Source organism: Pontivivens marinum (assembly GCF_900231835.1).
Lineage (GTDB): Bacteria > Pseudomonadota > Alphaproteobacteria > Rhodobacterales > Rhodobacteraceae > Pontivivens > Pontivivens marinum.
This window is the reverse complement of sequence record NZ_OCTN01000004.1, coordinates 274,941-292,924: the sequence shown is the minus strand read 5'-3', so window position 1 is coordinate 292,924 and position 17,984 is coordinate 274,941. Positions and strand designations below refer to the sequence as shown.

Sequence of the window (17,984 nt, the reverse complement as noted above, 5' to 3'; positions counted from 1 at the left end):
AGTTCCGCATCTTGGCAGTGAATGATGATTGCTGCCGCGAGAATCTGTGCCTCATGGCGGACACCAGCATCTCTGGCGCGCGGGTGGCACGTGAGGCGCGGTTGCCCCGTGCGTCGATGGACACGCCAACCCCAGCATCTCTGGCGCGCGGGTGGCACGTGAGTTGGACGCGCTTGTGCGGATATATGGCAAGCCCGCCTGCATTGTCAGCGATAATGGGACCGAGTTCACCAGTCGTGCGATCCTGAAATGGGCGAACGAGAACGATGTCGAGTGGCACTACATCGATCCTGGAAAGCCGCAACAGAACGGCTTCATCGAGTCCTTCAACGGGAGCCTGCGAGATGAACTGCTGAACGAAGAATGGTTCGACAGCCTGGACGACGCCCGCCGTAAGCTGGCGCTCTGGCGATACGATTACAACAACGTCAGACCGCACTCATCACTGGAGAACCAAACACCCGCTGAAGCGCGTCGGGCGCTTCAGCAATTTGAGGCCTCCGCGCACGACGCGCTTGCCCAAACCGACGACGAACAATATGAAAATCACACCCGCAAACTCTCATTATAAATGACGGAGCCTCGGGGGGCAGGTCACGCGCCCTAAGGCAATTTTGCGACAAAATTTGTCACTAATCACGGATTGATAGCGCAACAGCACACCGCTATAACGCCCCTATTGGGAGATTAGCTCAGCGGTTAGAGCAGAGCGCTCATAACGCTTTGGTCCAGAGTTCGAATCTCTGATCTCCCACCACTTTCAAGCACTCTGCATTAGCCAGATATGGCCCCTACCCTCCTATAGGGCGGCAGGGTTGAAACGGTCCGCATGCCACAATCGGTTACACCTAAGAGTGGCCGACATATCCCTTTGGGCAATGCCAGCAGATCACCCGGCATGACATTATGATTGGAAATAACGTGTCCAAAATTTGGTTATTTAGAGAGTATTCCCATGCTGAATGTTGCATTCGCAGTTCTGTTTATCGCGTCCGTTAAACAGATATCCGCCCAAATACGGCATCTAGCGTCGCAGTCATTGCGAGTATTATTCGGCAAAAGTATAGCGATCCGCGCCTCTATCAGCCTCATTTTTCTAGCCCTGTGCGCACAGGCTGCGCAGGCACAGGATCTTATCCTCAACACAGTGGGGAACCCCACGGTTGTTGGCAGCTTCACAGGTAAGCGAGCCATCTGGCAGAACGCCGGTACCGTTGGCGGCACTACGGTGGATATCGTTGGCGTGATGGCGGGAACAACGCTGGACCATAATTTCCAGACCGGGAATGGCCGGATCATGGTGCGCTCCGTGGGGCCGGACCCACACTTTCTTGATTTCACACTGTATCGGGCCGGAACCTACGACATTTACAGCGACACAGGCGGCGTGCCTGTCGTTGCTGATATCAACGTTCAGATCAACGACTTGGACGGCCCGAACAACGAAGAACTATACGTCAAAATGTGTGACGGTACGGTTCAGTATGTCCGCGTCGACAGATCGGCCACGACATATCGCGGTTACATCCCCGGCCCTGACGCGACGCTGGGCACTGATACATTCTTTATTGCGGGTGACCGGACCTATGAGAACCAGCCGACATCCGGCCTGGAGATTTTTTACCCACAGTCATCGACGTTCAGCTTTGGCCGTTCGGCGGAAAATACATTCTTCGTTCAAATCGCAAACCCGACCTACGTTGTTGCCGACACATACGAGATCAAATGTGGTGACTTTCAGGATCCGCTGCATGTCGTAGACGACTATAAAGAGGGCGCATTGGGTGAGCCTGTCGTTCTGAACATCCTGCTCAACGACGGCGTTGCGACCAATAACGATAACGGCCCCGCGAACAATAGCGGCATGCCCAGTGATTATGCGCTGCAAGCGGTTGACCTGATCCCTCCCTTTGGTGCGATCAATGTCGTAACCGACAGTGCAGGCCATCGCGTTTCGTTCGACGTGGTTGGTGAGGGAACGTGGAGCTATGACGATGTCACAGGTGAGCTAACCTTTACCCCATTCGTCGCATTCTTTGCCGCACCAACGCCGATTGATTATCGTTATCAATCGCCCATCGTTTTACCCGGTGACCCGCCAATTTATTCAAACACCGCAACGGTAACGATTGATGTTGGCTCCATCGGCTTGCTAAAGCTAGCAACATTGGTCGATCTTAACCTGAACGGCTATGCCGATGCGGGTGAGCAGATCCTGTATACCTTTACGTTGGAAAACTTCGGCAACCTGGATGTGACCAATGTCTCATTGGTTGAAACCGAGTTTAGTGGTGCCGGTGTACCGCCAGTGATGACCTTCACCGCTGCATCCTACCTTTCGCCTGAGGGTACATTGGTTGCCAATCCGGTAAAGGGAGAGGTCGCGGTATATACGGCGCTATACACCATCGTACCGGCAGATTTGGACACCACAATCTCGAACCAGGCGCGCGCGACAGGTGAAACGCCCAGTGGAACGGTTGTATCCGACGACTCGGATTCCGAGAACCCGGGGGATGGTGACGGCACGCCCAGCTATGGTCCCGGTGATGGGCGAGATGACCCCACCACAATCTATCTGTCCTCTGGTCCGGATCGCGGTGACGCGCCGCTGACCTATGGCGACCCACAGCACACCGATACCTCTGACTATTGGATCGGTGACAGGAACGGCGACGGCGATTCCTCGCCCCAGTTTTCGATCAATGCGACCGGTGATGATCTGGACGGCATCGACGATGAGAATGACGAGGACTTCCCGCAGCTCTACGGTGATCTTACCCGTGTTGTTACTGTTGTCGTCAACGAACCGAACCCCGGCAATGGCTACCTACAGGCCTGGGTCGATTTTGGCGGTCAGGGCACCTTCCTGTCTATCGGCGATCAGGTTGCGTCAAACATCCGCGATGGTGGGCCATCCGATTTGGATGGCACCGTAAACGGGGAAATCAGCTTCCCAATCGATGTTCCGGCTTCGGCGGTTCTGACACCAACCTTCGTGCGGCTACGCTGGTCCTCTGTGTTCGGATTGAACGCCCTGCTGCCTGCCGTGGATGGTGAGGTTGAGGATTACGGCATAACAATCAAAACCCCACCAGATACCGATCGCGGTGATGCGCCGGTAACCTTTGGTGATCCGCAGCACATCGTAGAGGGCGCGTCCGAGAACTATATGGGTGTCACCCCTCCGGATATCGATTTGCTGTTGCAAAACGGTTTGACCGCGACGGGCGATGATCTGGACGGCTCTGATGACGAGGACGGCGTCGTGATGCCGATCCTGTATCGCAATAGTACCGCGCAGATCACCGTATCTGTGACCGATAGCGGCTCTCTGCCTGCGCGCAGTTCCTATCTACAGGCCTACATCGACTTTAGCGGCGATGGCACATTCGGTCAGGCGGGTGAGCAAGTTGCCCTGAACCTGCAAGATGGCGATGCGCTGGATAAGGATGGCATCACCAATGGCGAGATTACGTTCGAATTCGACGTGCCTGCCGGTGCCACACTTGCGCCGACCTTTGCACGGTTCCGCTGGTCTACGGACAATACGGGTCTGGATATCGTCTTTGATGGTGAGGTTGAGGATTACGACGTAACAATCTCGAACGATCCCCCTCCTCTTATCTGTGATTCCAGCTTCTATCGCTATGACCGTAATGGTCGGGCGCTTGCACGGCTGAATATGTCGGCTAGCGGCTCCAGCTACAGCATGGCGATCACGGATATTGGCTTTGCGCCGAACGATTTGAACTCCGGCTGGGGTTATAACGAGGTGGACGGCTACCTCTATTCGATGCGCCCGGGTGGCCGCGAAGTATACCGGATGGATGGTTCAGGCACGTTCACGCAGTCCTCCTCGGTACCCTTTACAGCGGCGACCAGTAATCGCGCGGGTGACATCCTGCCGAATGGCACGATGGTCTATGTGCAGGACGCCAATAGATGGCAAATGGTCAGCCTGACCAATTATGGCACTGGCTTTAACCTGACTGATCTGGGCGACCTGCAACTCAGCCAGAGCGTTAGCGTACAGGATTTCGCCTATAACCCTGTCGATGGCTTTTTCTATGGAATCGATCAATTTAGCGATCAAGTGGTCAAGGTGGACGCGAATGGCGGTATTGCCGGAGCAGCCGCAGTAACCGCATTTGGACCAGCTATCTATACCGGCACCTTCAGCTCGGCATGGTTTGATGAGGATGGCCACTTCTATGTCTATGAGGAAGGCTCGAACGGGCTGTACCTGGTCGACACTGTTACAGGTGTGCCCTTCTTTCTTGCCACAAGTCCGATTGATGAGGGCAATGGCAGCGACGGCGCGTCCTGCCGTGGTCCATCGCTCATCCATTTCGGCGCGATTACCGGCAATGTGTATAATGATAGCGATGGTTCGGATGTTCGTGAGGAGACCGAGGTAAACTTGGGCGGCGGCATTAGTATCGACCTTTATATCGACAATGGGACAGCCGATATTTCCGACGATTACCTCCTTAGAACGGTAGAAACACAGCCAGACGGCACCTACTCCTTCGATGATTTGCTGATCAGCTACACCTACCGCGTTGAATTGGACGAGTCCGATCCCGACATTGGTGGCGGTCTGCTCAGCGGCACATCCAACCCCCTGCTGGGCGTGGTTGCTGTTGCGGATCAGGTCACCGCAAATCAGGATTTCGGCTTTGATCCCTCAGGCTCCGACCTCTCGATTACAAAGATCGCTGCCGCCACTGGCACCACAACTGCGATCACGAATGTGAGTGAGGGGGATACCGTTGACTGGATCATCAGCATCTCCAACGCCGGATCAGGTTCGCCATCCAGCGTTAAGGTGATTGACCGGCTGCCCAGCGGCTTCGCGTATGTGTCGGATAATGCGCCCGCAACTGGCGATACCTATGACCCCGATACGGGCCTGTGGTTTGTCGATGAAATCCTGGCCGGCGCGACCGAAACCCTGATCATCACCACAACCGTATTGGGCGAGGGTAATTACACAAACTACGCCGAGATCGTCTACAGCTCGCTGCCCGATCCGGATAGCGACCCGAGCGTCGGTCGTGTTGCCGATGATCTGGGTGATGGTATCGCTGATGATGACGAGGCCTCTTACACCCTCATCTTTGATAGCGGCTCCAGAACTCTGTCAGGTCATGTGTTCATCGATAACGGTATTGGTGGTGCAACTGCACATGATGCCGAATTCGAAGGAGCCGAGGCCGGAACGCAATCCGCAACACTGGATATTCTGGACGGTTCAGGCAGCTTGCTGGCGACGGTAGATCTGGCTGCCGACGGAACATGGACCTATGAACTGGATGCCGCCTATACCGGCAATGTCACGATCCGTGTGACACCTGATGCGGGTTTTCTAACAGTGTCGGAGAAGACAGACGGCCTGTTTGGGTTGGTCGTGGGCGATCCCCACGACGGTGAGTTCGAGTTCGAGCCAACCCCGACCGGAGATCAGGTTGCGCTGAACATCGGTCTGGTTGCACAGCCAAGCTTGACCGAGGATCAGGTGCGCCAAATTCAAAGCGGCCAAATCACCGTCCTGCCCCATGTATACGAGGCAACTTCGGACGGTACGGTCACGTTCTCGATCTCGCAGGAGGCATCTGTGCCCAGCGGCGCCTTCTCTAGCGCGCTATATACGGACCCCTCGTGCAACGGCACTCCGGGAACTGCGATCAATGCGGCGATCACTGTCACGGATGGCCAAACGATCTGTCTGGTGTCGCGTGTAACGGCCTCATCCGGTGCATCAACGGGCAGTCGCTACACCTATACGCTGAACGCCCTGACCACGTTTACCGGAACAACCGTAACCTACACCCCGACCGATCAGGACGTCGTGACCGTCTCGAATGCGCAGGGTGAGGTGACATTGTCCAAGACTGTGGAAAATGAGACCCAATTGTCTGGCGAAGGTGCGACAAATTCCGGTGCTCCGAATGATATCCTGCTGTATCGGATCTATCTCAGCAACCAATCGGCCGCGCCTGTGGATGACATAAAAATCTACGACAGAACGCCGCCCTACACGTCCCTAGCCGTGGAGATTCCGACGCCCGTGCAAATCTCACCTACGCTCAGTTGCGAGCTGGCTGTTCCGGGCGCCAATACGGTTGGCTATCAGGGCGCAATACAATGGAACTGCACGGGTGTCCTGACACCGGGCGACAATGGCGCCGTTACTTTCCGTGTCAGAATTTCACCATAGGGCAGCCGCAAACACCTTCGCCGCAGCATTGTTGCGGCGAAGCCCCTGCGTTCAGCGCTAATCAATTGAGCTATCGCCCCGCGTAGTGATATTGAACAGTGACAGGCCACCTATGACGGCCCAGAACCAAGAGGAACAATTGATGAGCGACCGGCCACGTACACCCTATCTGGGAACCTACCTTATCTGGCTACTGGTCGGGATTATCGGATGCGCGGCCCTGCTGGCGCTGATGCGGGTCGCCTTCGGGTTTGAGTTAAGCGCAGGCGCGATTGCCGCTATCCCCCCGATGATGGCCGCAATGCTGGTCGGTCAGAAATGGGCCAAGGAGCGCGGTGTATTGCCCACCTCGGCCGAGGCATGGCGCTGGGCAATTGTGGCGGCGATTGCCTTCCTCTCGATCCAGATTTTGATCGTTATGATGTTTCTGGCGGCGGCCGGTGGCCCGATCACGACCAGCACCGCAACGATAACCGGAATGGCGCTGGTTCTGTTCACCGTGGTGGTGATCTTCATCAATCGTTACTTTTTGGTTTTGTACGCAAAGCGCAATTTGAAAGCGAAGTGATGGACAGCCCACGCGCCCGCCGCTAAACGGACGCCAAGTAATCAGAGCGAGGGTGCCATGAGCAAACTGACCTATGCCGCCGCCGGTGTGGATATCGATGCGGGCAATGCGCTCGTGGACCGGATCAAACCAGCTGCCAAGAGCACAAACCGCTCTGGCGTGATGGCAGGTCTTGGCGGCTTTGGCGGCCTGTTCGACCTAAAGGCGGCAGGCTATACCGATCCGGTTCTGGTCGCCGCGACTGACGGCGTCGGAACCAAGCTGCGCATCGCGATTGATACCGGCCATGTTGCCGGCGTTGGCGTTGATCTGGTCGCAATGTGCGTGAATGACCTGATCTGTCAGGGCGCGGAACCGCTGTTCTTCCTCGACTATTTCGCAACCGGTAAACTGAACATCGATGAGGCCGCGCAAGTGGTTGAGGGCATCGCCGAGGGCTGCCGCCTGTCCGGCTGTGCGCTGATCGGTGGCGAAACGGCGGAAATGCCGGGCATGTACCACGATGGCGACTTTGACCTTGCCGGTTTCAGCGTCGGCGCGATGGAGCGTGGCACCGCCCTGCCCGCCAATGTCGGGGTTGGCAACGTGTTGCTGGGCCTGAAATCATCTGGCGTGCATTCCAACGGCTACTCACTGGTGCGCCGCATTGTTGCCGATGCCGGCCTAGGCTGGGATGCCCCGTTTGAGGGTGGAACATTGGGCGAGGCCCTGCTGGCCCCCACCCGTCTATACGTCAAGCAAGCCCTGTCCGCGATCCGCGAGGGCGGCGTAAACGCGCTGGCCCATATTACCGGCGGCGGCTTGACCGAGAACCTGCCCCGCGCCTTGCCTGAGGGATGCGGCGTAACCGTCAACCTCGACGCGATCACCCTGCCCGCCATCCTCGACTGGCTGATCGGTCAGGCCGATCTGGACGAGGCTGAAGCCCTGAAAACCTTCAATTGCGGCGTCGGAATGGTGCTGATCGTTGAGGAAGGCGCCGTTGACGCAGTCGTTGCCGCGCTGGAGGATCACGGCGAGGAGGTCGTCCATTTGGGCGAGGTAATCGCCGGTGAGGGCGTCACCTATTCAGGCTCCCTACGTTGAAGCGCGTCGCCATCCTGATCTCCGGTGGCGGCTCCAATATGCTCCGCCTTGTGGACGAAATGCGCGCCGGTGTCATCGACGCGCAACCCGTTCTGGTCCTGTCGAACAAGGCCTCCGCCGGTGGCATTGCCAAGGCTGACGCGCTGGGTATCCCGACCAGGGTTCTGCCTCATACCGACTATACCAGTCGTGAGGATTTCGACGCCGCCCTGCATGACGAACTGCTGGCGGCAAAGCCGGACGTGATCTGCCTTGCCGGTTTTATGCGGATTTTGACGCCGGAATTCACGGCTAAGTGGGAAGGTCGGATGATCAACATCCACCCCTCACTGCTGCCCCTGTTCCGCGGCCTGCACACCCATCGCCGCGCGATTGAGGCTGGCGTCGCGGTGCATGGCTGTACTGTACACGGCGTTACGGCGGAACTGGATGATGGCCCGATTTACGGACAGGCCGTCGTTCCCGTTACCGCCGACGACACCCCCGACACGCTGGCCGATAAGGTGCTGGTACAGGAACACCGCCTGTACCCTGCTGTGCTCGCGAAATTTTGCGACGATGAAACGCCACGCGTGGCAATGACAGGACTTTGAGCGGCTCAGACTGGACACAGGCCGCTCGATTGTTATCTATCCCTTAAACCCGTGACGTAGCGTCGTGGGACAGCACGAGGAGACACCCATGGTCAAAGTAGCCATTAACGGATTCGGTCGTATCGGGCGCAACGTATTGCGCGGCATCATCGAAAGCGGACGCACCGATATTGAGGTCGTCGCGATCAATGATCTGGGCCCTGTTGAAACCAACGCCCACCTGCTGCGCTATGACAGCGTCCATGGCCGCTTCCCCGCGACTGTGACAGTTGACGGCGACACGATCGACGTTGGCCGTGGCCCGATCCGCGTTACCGCGATCCGCAATCCAGAGGACCTGCCATGGTCCGATGTTGATGTGGCGCTAGAATGCACCGGTATCTTCACCTCGCGTGAAAAAGCTGCAATCCACCTGAAAAATGGCTCCAAAAAGGTGCTGATCTCGGCCCCCGGCGCAGGCGCTGACAAAACCATCGTTTACGGTGTGAACCACGAAACGCTGACCGCCGAAGATCTGGTTGTGTCCAACGCATCGTGCACCACCAACTGCCTCAGCCCTGTTGTTGATGTGCTGAACAAATCCGTTGGCATCACCAAGGGCTTCATGACCACCATCCACTCCTATACCGGCGATCAGCCGACATTGGACACGATGCATTCCGACCTGTACCGCGCGCGCGCAGCCGCGATGAGCATGATCCCGACCTCGACCGGCGCGGCCAAGGCTGTAGGTCTGGTTCTGCCTGAGCTGGCAGGGAAGCTGGACGGCGTCGCGATCCGCGTTCCGACACCAAACGTCTCCGTAGTCGATCTGACATTCGAGGCAAGCCGCGACACAACGATCGAGGAAATCAACGCCGCCATTCGTGAGGCAGCAGATGGCCGCCTGAACGGCGTGCTTGGCTACACGGATGAGAGCTTGGTCTCCATCGACTTCAACCACGACCCACATTCGTCGATCTTCCACATGGATCAGACCAAAGTACTGGACGGCACCATGGTCCGCATCCTGACTTGGTACGATAATGAGTGGGGCTTCTCGAACCGCATGGCAGATACAGCCGTAAAAATGGCTTCACTGTAATTGCGATTTACTGAATGAATTTATGGGGGCGTGCCATTTGGTGCGCCCCTTTTTTTTGTTTACTTCACCACCATAAACTTAAATATCGCGAACAGATCACTAGATCATTCAAGTAGCATCACACACTTGGAGATTCTAATGACCCGACAGCGCGTCGCTGTTCTAATAGATGGCGACAATGTCAGCCCGAAACACTCAGCCCAAATATTAACCCATGCCGCTACGCTTGGGCAGGTTGATATTGCCCGCGTCTATACATGCGGACAGCAAAATTCCGATTGGCTCAGCATGCCCGGATATCGCTACATGCATGCCGGAGCAGGGAAAAACGCCGCAGACATCTTGCTTTGCATTGACGCGATGGAGGTATCCGCCCGTGACGATATCACAACTTTTATGATCGCAACCTCGGACGGTGATTTCTCACATCTTGCTCTACGCCTACGGGAATATGGCCGAGCGGTATATGGGATGGGAGAGTCGAAATCCCCCACCTGCTTTCGCCACGCTTGCACATCATTTCGCGCCCTGCCCGCCCTGAACACAGCGCCAGCAAAACCTGTAAGAGATAATCCGCAATATACCGACCTAGACGCCAAAATTCGCACCGTTATCGCACAGGGCAGTCAGGATGGGATCAAAATGGCCATCCTCGGCGTACAGATGCACAAACAACATGGCATCAGAATCGCCACCTACCCTGATAAAAACTGGCGCACATATCTGACCCAGCGCCCGACCCTATTCGAGGTTGGTCCCAAGGGGCCGGATGCGATGGTTAAATTTTGCCCAGCGGGCTTTGTCAGCTAATCAATTAGCCGTGGTGGCAGTCGATTGCGGTTTTGAGTATCCTTTGGAACAATCATCATAACTGCCCCCATCAACTCATTCCGCGTGTTCCGATATGGCACCGTACACAGCGCGGACGGAACACCCTCTAGTGTATAATCCATTTCATGACTTTTCCCGGTCTCGACAACATCCACCAGGAATGACAGTGACTTAGGAAAACTGGGTGGCAACTCGCATTCCGATATATGCGGCCGCTGCACCTCAGCCGGGATCGTCAGTAAGGATTGCGCTTGCGATGATGCACGAACGACATTCAGTTCAGCATCCACCACAACCAATGGCACAGACACATTGGCCAGAATTGCCTCCAGCTCCCTCACCGCAAGGCTCATCTGTATCGCGTTGAACTGGTGTTCCTCGTTAACGGCAATCAACTCCTCGTTCGTGGATTGCAGTTCCTCGTTCGCGGCCTCGATGTCGTCACTGGTGGCCTGCAACTCCTCGTTCGTGGAATGCACCTCCTCACTGAGGGTACGTAACTCCTCATTCAAGGCCTCCAGTTCCTCAATCCGGTAGAGCAGTGCCTCCTCTTCCACCTCACGGCTGCGGACCAGATCACCACCAGACGCGTCAACATCCAACGGCTTGATAACCAGCAGAAACAGTGCATCCCCATCCGCATCAGCACCCAAGGGATAGCACAGTAAGCGCACGCTTTCCTTTGCGGTTGTCGGATGGGGTAGTGAGCCGGTTTGCCTCATTTCACCGGCGCGCTGTGTTAACGCTACCAATAAGCGTGCCTCAGCCGCCAAGTGCCCACGCAGGGTATTCCGCACCTGAGTAGCGCTGACTGGTGTCTCAATAAAATCAGTTAGTTTACCAAAAACCGACCGTATCTGTGCTTGCGCCGTTACGATCAACGCATTGGGTCCAAGCGCCTGAACCAGAGCAGCAAAACGCCCATCAATCGACTTGGATGTACAGTTCTGCGGTTCAGGGCGCCGCATTGGCATAGACGAATGGGCCGCATTGTCAGGGCAAAATGTGGGGACAGGAACCTCCACTCCAGCGCGCAGGTTGAATACTTTTCCCTCCCCCACAACGCGCGCAAACAGATCTTCAACAGCGCCTCCGCTCTCTGACAAGCCCAGAAACAGCTTTCCACTATCCTTCAGCGCCGAATAGATTTTCGACATTACCCGATGCTGCAAATCTTCACCGAAATAGATCAGCACGTTTCGGCAACAGACTAAATCAAGATTTCGGAACGGCGAATCCTGACACAGGTTATGCTCCGCAAACAGAACAACATCGCGCAGGTTCGGATGCACCCTATGACCATCCGCAGTCGCCTCGAAATATCGGTCGCGATATTCGCAGGGCACTTGCGCGATAGCATCGGCAGAATACAAACCTTCCCGTCCGAATTTCAGTGCCTTCATGTCGATATCAGAGGCAAAAATCTGCAAGCGACTCCGATCAATAGCGTCCGCGCCGCCCATAGCCTCTGCAAACAGGATGGCAATTGAGTAGACTTCCTCGCCCGTTGCACATCCCGGAACCCAAACCCGTAGCGGCGTAATGCCATCCGCCTTCTGCACAATTTCATTAATTGAGGCGCGAAAGCACTCGAATTCCTCAGGATCTCGGAAGAAAGATGTGACACAGACCATCATCTCCCGAAACAGTGCATCTATCTCGGCCAAGCTGTTGCGTAGAACATCAACATAATCCGAAACCTGTATCAGCCCCAGTGCTGCCATGCGGCGTTCAATTCGGCGGTACAGAGTTGAGGGTTTGTATTCACGAAAGTCCACATTGGTGTGCGTGTATAGCAATTGGCTAATCTCAGCCAAATGTTGAACCGGCGGCATCAGCGTCGCTAGGCGATCACGTTGCCCGGATGCTGCAAGAATTTGCGTAAATTTCTGACCGATAGCCTCGGCCGACAATACCAAATCAACATTGCCTGCCTGCAAGGCAGATAGCGGCTTTCCACTATATCTCGCGCTCGCTTCATCCTGCGCAATCGCGGTTCCGCCTGCCGCCTGAATAGCCTCAAGCCCCCGCGTGCCGTCAGACCCCGAACCCGACAGCACGACTCCGATCGCAGCGGCTCCGCGATCCTGTGCAAGTGACGTGAAAAAAGTATCGATAGAGGGCGTTGGCCCGCCCACAGTCGGGTCAACTGGCAGCAAAACCAATGTCCCCTGCTGCACCAAAATATTGTGATTGGCAGGCGCAATATAGATGTGATCCGGTTGCGGGCTCAGGCCGTCACTGACCTCCCCGACCCGCAGCGATGTTTCACGTTGGATTAATTCGCACAAAATACTTTTATGATGCGGCGCCAAATGCTGCACCACAATAAAGGTCGCACCGACGCTTTCGGGCAATCCTCTTACTAAGCTGGCTAGCGCCTCCGGCCCCCCCGCCGATGCTCCAATCCCAACCCAAATTTTCTTGAGCGACGCGTCACTCATCATAATTTTACCCGACTTCAATAACCTTAACTGGAAAACAATATTTGATAATTTAACTCGCCCATTGGTATCACTGTTCTAGTGAAACACCTGCGTCACGTAGTTTCGTGACACGATCTCCCTAAGAGAAACGCGTTGAATACGTAGCTTGCTGGAATCCCTCTTTCGCTGCATACTTCGCAGCAATAACGCAGTGGGGGCTGATAAAATGATGAATTCAGAGGCAGATGATGATGAAGGCACCAAACGGGCCAATTTAGGACCGGCAGTTGTCATTCATGCTCGCCGTTCAGTGGAATCTGGCATTCTGGTTGTTGGCGTAGATTTGAGCGTTGGTGGCACGCGGATCAAACTGAGCTTTGATCAGGACCGCAGGATCGAGCAAGTTTTCGGTATCGATGTTGCCCCGCTGATCCTGTCACTATGTGATCAAGCCCCGGCAGAGGCTGGCGTGATGAGCAAACCGGATTTGCATGTGGCGGTTGCTGGATGTGAAATTCGCGGTGCAGCAATTCTTTCTCGGATCTACGCGGAACACGTGACGGCGCTGACAATTCGCATCCGCAAACTTCAGGGTAACGCGACCCGCCTGTTGCACCCGGAAGTGCTGAACGATGATCAAAGCTTAAAGGCGCTTTCCGCTGCGGTAGACAACGCAATTGAGCGGATTTATATGCCCTTGCGTAATTTCGAGCACTCGATTGATGCTGCCCTGCGGGAAACCGCGACCATGCAGGTCGAGCGGCTGCACGCACAGATCATCGCCTTTCGCACCGAAATCGATAACGTTTGCTACAATTTCGAGCGCCTGCTTTCGGATGACCTAGTTCGCGTTAAGGAGAACGAAGCGGCACAGCTCGGAATTGTTGAGCCATCAACTGTGTTTGACGGGCGTGCCCAATCTCCTCCGACCTTGCGTATCGTGCCGAGCAGCGGCTAGTTCGAAACAAATATGTGCGCAGAAAAGACGCAAATTTGGCCACTTGCTCCACATGAGCAGCTTATTATTACAGATGATACGCTGCGGTGCTTAATCGGGTATTCCGATGATCTGCGCGCTGATGTGCCGGATTTACCCTGCCTCAGCGATTTCTTTAACCGCTCTGACCTGCATGATCTCCGCAATGCGGCGGGATTGGGTCAGGCACAAAGCACAGGTTTGATTGCAGGGGCATACGGCCTGCCCTGCGGTCAACGGGTGGTACACCTTCGATGCTCACAGGGGTTAGCCTATCTCCATCTCCGGCCGCCCTCCATACCCACCCGAGAAAACCTGAATCCAACATTGGCGCTGAACATGCTGCTACGTCAGGTCAGTGATGTTGCCGCCCCGGACCGCCCGCGGCTGCTTTGCGGTAATCTACGTGCGGTCCTTGGTGCGCAACAGGTGGGCTTGATGCATGTTTCTGCGCACAGGGCACGCACGTTAGTTGCTGCCAATGTTCTGAACCCAGAGGACCTAAGCTCTGAAACCTGCCAAGCCTTGCTGGATAGCCACGAGAGCACTCTTGTACAGAATCACGACCCTAGCTTGCATCAAGAACGGCGCATCACCTTCATCGACCGCAAGTTGACATCCCAACCAGAGTTCTCCCGTACTAGATTAAATTCTATACTAACGATTAGGACGCCAATCAAAAATTCCGAAACACTATGCTTTTTTACCGGTTCATTCTCAAGAAATCCGTTATCTTTTGAGTATAAATCGATGCTAGAAACGTTTGCTGGAATCGTAGGTCTTATTATAAAATAGGATTCAACTAGCGAGTAGTATGTGTACGCCGATCCCGTAAAATCTGGATCTGCCCGATTGCAAGAAGCGGAATTTCGATGAAAACCATCGTAATTATGGAAGATGACATAGCACTGGCAGCCGAGTGGCAACTTCACTTGGAGCAGGCAGGCTATATCGTCGTACAGACCAACGGTGCTAGTGAATGCCTTGAATACCTGTCCGACAATCACGCAGATCTGGTTATTGCCGATGTCTATGTTCAGCGTGACGGTGTTTTCGTGGGCGATGGCGGGATCAAGCTAATCGGCCTGCTGCGTGCAACAGGCGGTAAAATGGCCCAGCCAGCACTGCCCGTTATCTGCGTTTCAGGGGTTGGAGGTGGCACAAAACACTTGCCGCCAGTTTTGGAGCTAGCCAAGTCGATGGGCGCAAATGCTGTATTTCAGAAACCGGTGGCATTCTCGGATCTGATTAAATGCATCGAGGCACTTTTACCAGCAACCGATCACCGGTAAACTTAAACTATATAGATATACCTCGTAACCCTATGTTACAAAACGGATTATAAATGGCGCACGCGAGGGCCCATTTTTTATTGACGAAAACACAACTTTCAATGGAACTGAACAACCCGCTCAGCGGTTTCACTACTATGTGCCCGTCGCATTAGGGATATCGACGATGACTCCGGATACCATTGTGAAAATCGATCTGTACATCAGTGAGCTCGCAAATTGCGAATGCGTTGATGATATCTGGGATCGGTTCGCAAATCATTTTAGCGATATGGGCTTCGATAAATTTACGTATCAGACCATGCCATTTGCATGGGAAACATCGGATGATCCGCTCCTAATTCGTACCCGTGGTTTTCCTGAGGATTGGGTTGAAACCTATTACGCTGATCGAATGTGGCAATTTGATCCAATTACAACCACGGCAATGAACCAATCGCAGCCATTTTTCTGGTCAGAACTGCCGCAAATGCGTGACCTGTCAGATGCCGATCGCCGTTTTTTGGATCGTAGGAACTCACATGTTTTGGGGGACGGACTTGCGGTTCAGGTCTTTGGCCCAAACGGGTTCAACGGGTATTTCGGGCTTGGTCTGGAACAGAACGCAACCAACGATCATCGCCTTGACTTGCGTGCGATCCAGTGGGCCTGCCAAATGACCCACCATCGCTGCTCGGAAATGCAGGTAACTGAATCCGCTCCGCTATCTCGGCGTGAGCAGGAGGTTTTGTCGTGGGTTGCACGGGGCAAGAGCAACAGCTCCATCGCCGATATTCTCGCCATTTCTAACAACACGGTGGATGCCTATATGCGGCGCATTTACCAAAAATTAGGCGTCAACGATCGGGTCAGTGCGGCCATTCGTGGCCTCGGTTCTGGCCTGATTAAATCCGCCGCCTAATCCGGCTGTTACAAGGCTTGCCCCCCTGCGATACCGGCGGTTAGTGTTTCGATCAATTGACCACGCTGGGATCACAATGCCATTCAAGAAAATCGAGCAGGAGCGCGTTTCCGACGCCATCACACGGCAGATCGAGGCACTAATCCTGCGCGGCGTATTGCGCCCGGGTGAACGCTTGCCAGCGGAACGTGATCTGGCGGCGAAGCTAGGCGCATCGCGCCCCTCGCTGCGTGAATCTCTATCCGATCTGGAAAACCGTGAACTGATCGTCACCAGACCCGGCGCCGGTGCCTATGTGGCCGAGGTTCTTGGAAACGCCTTCGCCCCGTCCCTGATCGCACTGTTCTCCACGCATGAGGAAGCGTTTTTCGACTATCTCAGCTTTCGTCGCGATCTGGAGGGCATGGCCGCCGAGCGCGCCGCCCGCTTTGCCACCCCCACCGATCTGGAGGTGATCGACGCAGTGTTCAAGAAAATGGAGGCCGCGCATACCCTGCGCAATCCAGAATCCGAGGCGGAGCTGGACGTCGAATTCCACATGTCGATTGTCGAGGCAGCCCACAACGTCGTCATGATGCACATGATGCGCTCCATGTTCGAGATGCTGAAAAAGGGTGTTTTCTACAATCGCCGCCTGCTCTTCGGCGTGCGCGACACCCGCACCGCTCTGCTGGAACATCATCGGGCAGTGCACAGCGCCATCATGGCCCGCGATCCCGCCCGCGCCCGTGCGGAGCTAGAGAACCACCTGACCTATATCGAGGATTCCATGCGCGCTCATCTGCGCCGTGCCGCGCAGGAGGAAACCGCGCAGCTGCGCCACTCACAAATTACCGGCATTCCACGGGATAGTTAACTACTTTCCCCGACCCAAATGCGCCGCCACACGAAAACTATCGGGCATATTTACGGTGCCGTTGGTGATCTCATCCAGCAGCACCTCACCCACCTTTTGCCCGATGCCAAAGCCGATCTTGAACGCGCCCAGGGCAGCAAAAACACCCGCGGCGTTTGGAACAGCCCCCAGCATCGGATCACGCCCATTGGCCCGTGGCCGCAACCCGGCCCACCGCGCCAGCACAGGCGCCTGCGCGATCCTGGGGCTGACAGCTCGCGCCCGCGCAATCACGTCGTCTAGCAGAGCATCCGTGCCCACGCCGTCAAACTGTCGCTCGCTGGTGGCACCGACGGCAACACCGCCATGCTTATGCGCGATCAGGTATAAACCATCGGCGTAGATCAGCGGAATGTCACCCAGATCCGCATCCAATAACGCGGCCTGCCCCTTTTCCGCGCGGCCGGTCACCTCACCCACATGGGGCGCGAGCAAATCAAATCCACGCACACCCGCGGCCAGAACAATCGCATCTGCGAACCGGTCCCCACGCGCAGTTTTCACGCGGCCCGATTGCACGTCCAACACTTCGCAATCCGTCTCGATAATTCCACCCGCACGCCTGATAGCCTCGGCCAAGGCATGGCAGGTCGCGGAGGGATGCAGGCGACCGGTCAGGGTGTCATGCACAATCCCCGCAGGCGCAGCCGAGGCATCCAGCCATTCGGGATAGGCATCACTGGGCAGAATTTGCATCTGCGCTGCGTTACCCCAATTTTCCCGCGCATCACCGATACGGCTCTGTGCACGGTCCCGTGCGGCATCATCCAATAGCGGCACAAGTCGCCCCGTACGGTGATACCCTGTGCTCAGCCCGCTTTCTGCCTCAACCGCTGCGATTGCAGGGGCCAATGCGGTTAACGCCTCGAATTGAAACTGCTTTTTCTCACCCCAGCGTTCGGGCATATGCGGGGCCAATGCGCCAACGATCCCGCCGCTAGCACCATGGGCAACGGTGGGTCCCGCCTCCAATACCAGTACGCGCAAACCACGGGCCAGCGCCGCCCGCGCAGTCCATAGACCAAAGACGCCCGCGCCCACTACAATGATATCGGCCTTGTCGCCCGCCATTCGTCATGCCACCTGTTTGTGAGTTTCACTGCACGCTA

The 17,984-nt window shown here is 55.7% G+C and carries 13 protein-coding genes, 1 tRNA gene and 1 pseudogene; 13 read left to right on the top strand and 2 right to left on the bottom strand.

Translation table 11 applies throughout. From position 1 onward, the window contains the following. From CR254_RS12075 to CR254_RS12040, 8 genes and pseudogenes are all read left to right on the top strand, one after another. Positions 1–571: pseudogene (locus tag CR254_RS12075) on the top strand (integrase core domain-containing protein); the annotation flags it as partial. Positions 572–681: 110 nt separating this feature from the next. After that, positions 682–757 (top strand) — tRNA-Ile (locus CR254_RS12070). 198 nt (positions 758–955) lie between these two features. After that, positions 956–6,223: a DUF11 domain-containing protein gene (locus CR254_RS12065; protein ID WP_097930287.1), complete on the top strand. Its 5,268-nt coding sequence runs from the start codon at positions 956–958 to the stop codon at positions 6,221–6,223. A gap of 142 nt (positions 6,224–6,365) precedes the next feature. Then, entirely contained in the window at positions 6,366–6,791 is a 426-nt protein-coding gene (locus CR254_RS12060) for an ABZJ_00895 family protein (protein ID WP_097930285.1), read from the top strand. A gap of 57 nt (positions 6,792–6,848) precedes the next feature. Next, the gene (gene purM, locus CR254_RS12055; RefSeq protein ID WP_097930283.1) at positions 6,849–7,877 is read left to right on the top strand and encodes a phosphoribosylformylglycinamidine cyclo-ligase; all 1,029 of its coding nucleotides are present in this window, start codon (positions 6,849–6,851) and stop codon (positions 7,875–7,877) included. Beyond that, complete coding sequence (purN, locus tag CR254_RS12050; RefSeq protein WP_097930281.1) at positions 7,874–8,470, top strand: phosphoribosylglycinamide formyltransferase; 597 nt, start codon at positions 7,874–7,876, stop codon at positions 8,468–8,470. The genes purM and purN overlap by 4 nt, the downstream gene beginning before the upstream one ends. 88 nt (positions 8,471–8,558) lie before the next feature. Further along, the gene (gene gap, locus CR254_RS12045) at positions 8,559–9,554 is read left to right on the top strand and encodes a type I glyceraldehyde-3-phosphate dehydrogenase (RefSeq protein ID WP_097930280.1); all 996 of its coding nucleotides are present in this window, start codon (positions 8,559–8,561) and stop codon (positions 9,552–9,554) included. Positions 9,555–9,692: 138 nt separating this feature from the next. After that, complete coding sequence (locus CR254_RS12040) at positions 9,693–10,364, top strand: NYN domain-containing protein (RefSeq protein WP_097930278.1); 672 nt, start codon at positions 9,693–9,695, stop codon at positions 10,362–10,364. Here the strand turns inward: CR254_RS12040 and CR254_RS12035 are convergent. Further along, the gene (locus CR254_RS12035; protein WP_097930276.1) at positions 10,361–12,832 is read right to left on the bottom strand and encodes a chemotaxis protein CheB; all 2,472 of its coding nucleotides are present in this window, start codon (positions 12,830–12,832) and stop codon (positions 10,361–10,363) included. The two genes, CR254_RS12040 and CR254_RS12035, sit on opposite strands and share 4 nt — an antisense overlap. 205 nt (positions 12,833–13,037) lie before the next feature. Here CR254_RS12035 and CR254_RS12030 point away from each other — a divergent pair, with 205 nt between their 5' ends. The 5 genes from CR254_RS12030 (at position 13,038) to CR254_RS12015 (ending at position 16,836) form a co-directional block, all read left to right on the top strand. Continuing rightward, positions 13,038–13,769 (top strand): hypothetical protein, encoded by a 732-nt coding sequence (locus CR254_RS12030; protein WP_097930275.1) that lies wholly within the window; start codon positions 13,038–13,040, stop codon positions 13,767–13,769. A gap of 12 nt (positions 13,770–13,781) precedes the next feature. Beyond that, a complete protein-coding gene (locus CR254_RS17930; protein ID WP_145996744.1) occupies positions 13,782–14,582 on the top strand; it encodes a hypothetical protein in 801 nt (266 codons plus the stop codon). A gap of 77 nt (positions 14,583–14,659) precedes the next feature. Continuing rightward, positions 14,660–15,079 (top strand): response regulator, encoded by a 420-nt coding sequence (locus CR254_RS12025; RefSeq protein WP_097930273.1) that lies wholly within the window; start codon positions 14,660–14,662, stop codon positions 15,077–15,079. Positions 15,080–15,245: 166 nt separating this feature from the next. Further along, on the top strand, positions 15,246–15,980 hold the full coding sequence (locus tag CR254_RS12020) for a helix-turn-helix transcriptional regulator (RefSeq protein ID WP_097930271.1): 735 nt from the start codon (positions 15,246–15,248) through the stop codon (positions 15,978–15,980). A gap of 76 nt (positions 15,981–16,056) precedes the next feature. Beyond that, positions 16,057–16,836, top strand: a complete 780-nt coding sequence (locus tag CR254_RS12015; RefSeq protein WP_097930269.1) for an FCD domain-containing protein — start codon at positions 16,057–16,059, stop codon at positions 16,834–16,836. Here CR254_RS12015 and CR254_RS12010 read toward each other — a convergent pair whose 3' ends face one another. Next, complete coding sequence (locus CR254_RS12010; protein WP_097930267.1) at positions 16,837–17,946, bottom strand: NAD(P)/FAD-dependent oxidoreductase; 1,110 nt, start codon at positions 17,944–17,946, stop codon at positions 16,837–16,839. Between the last annotated feature and the right edge of the window lie 38 nt (positions 17,947–17,984).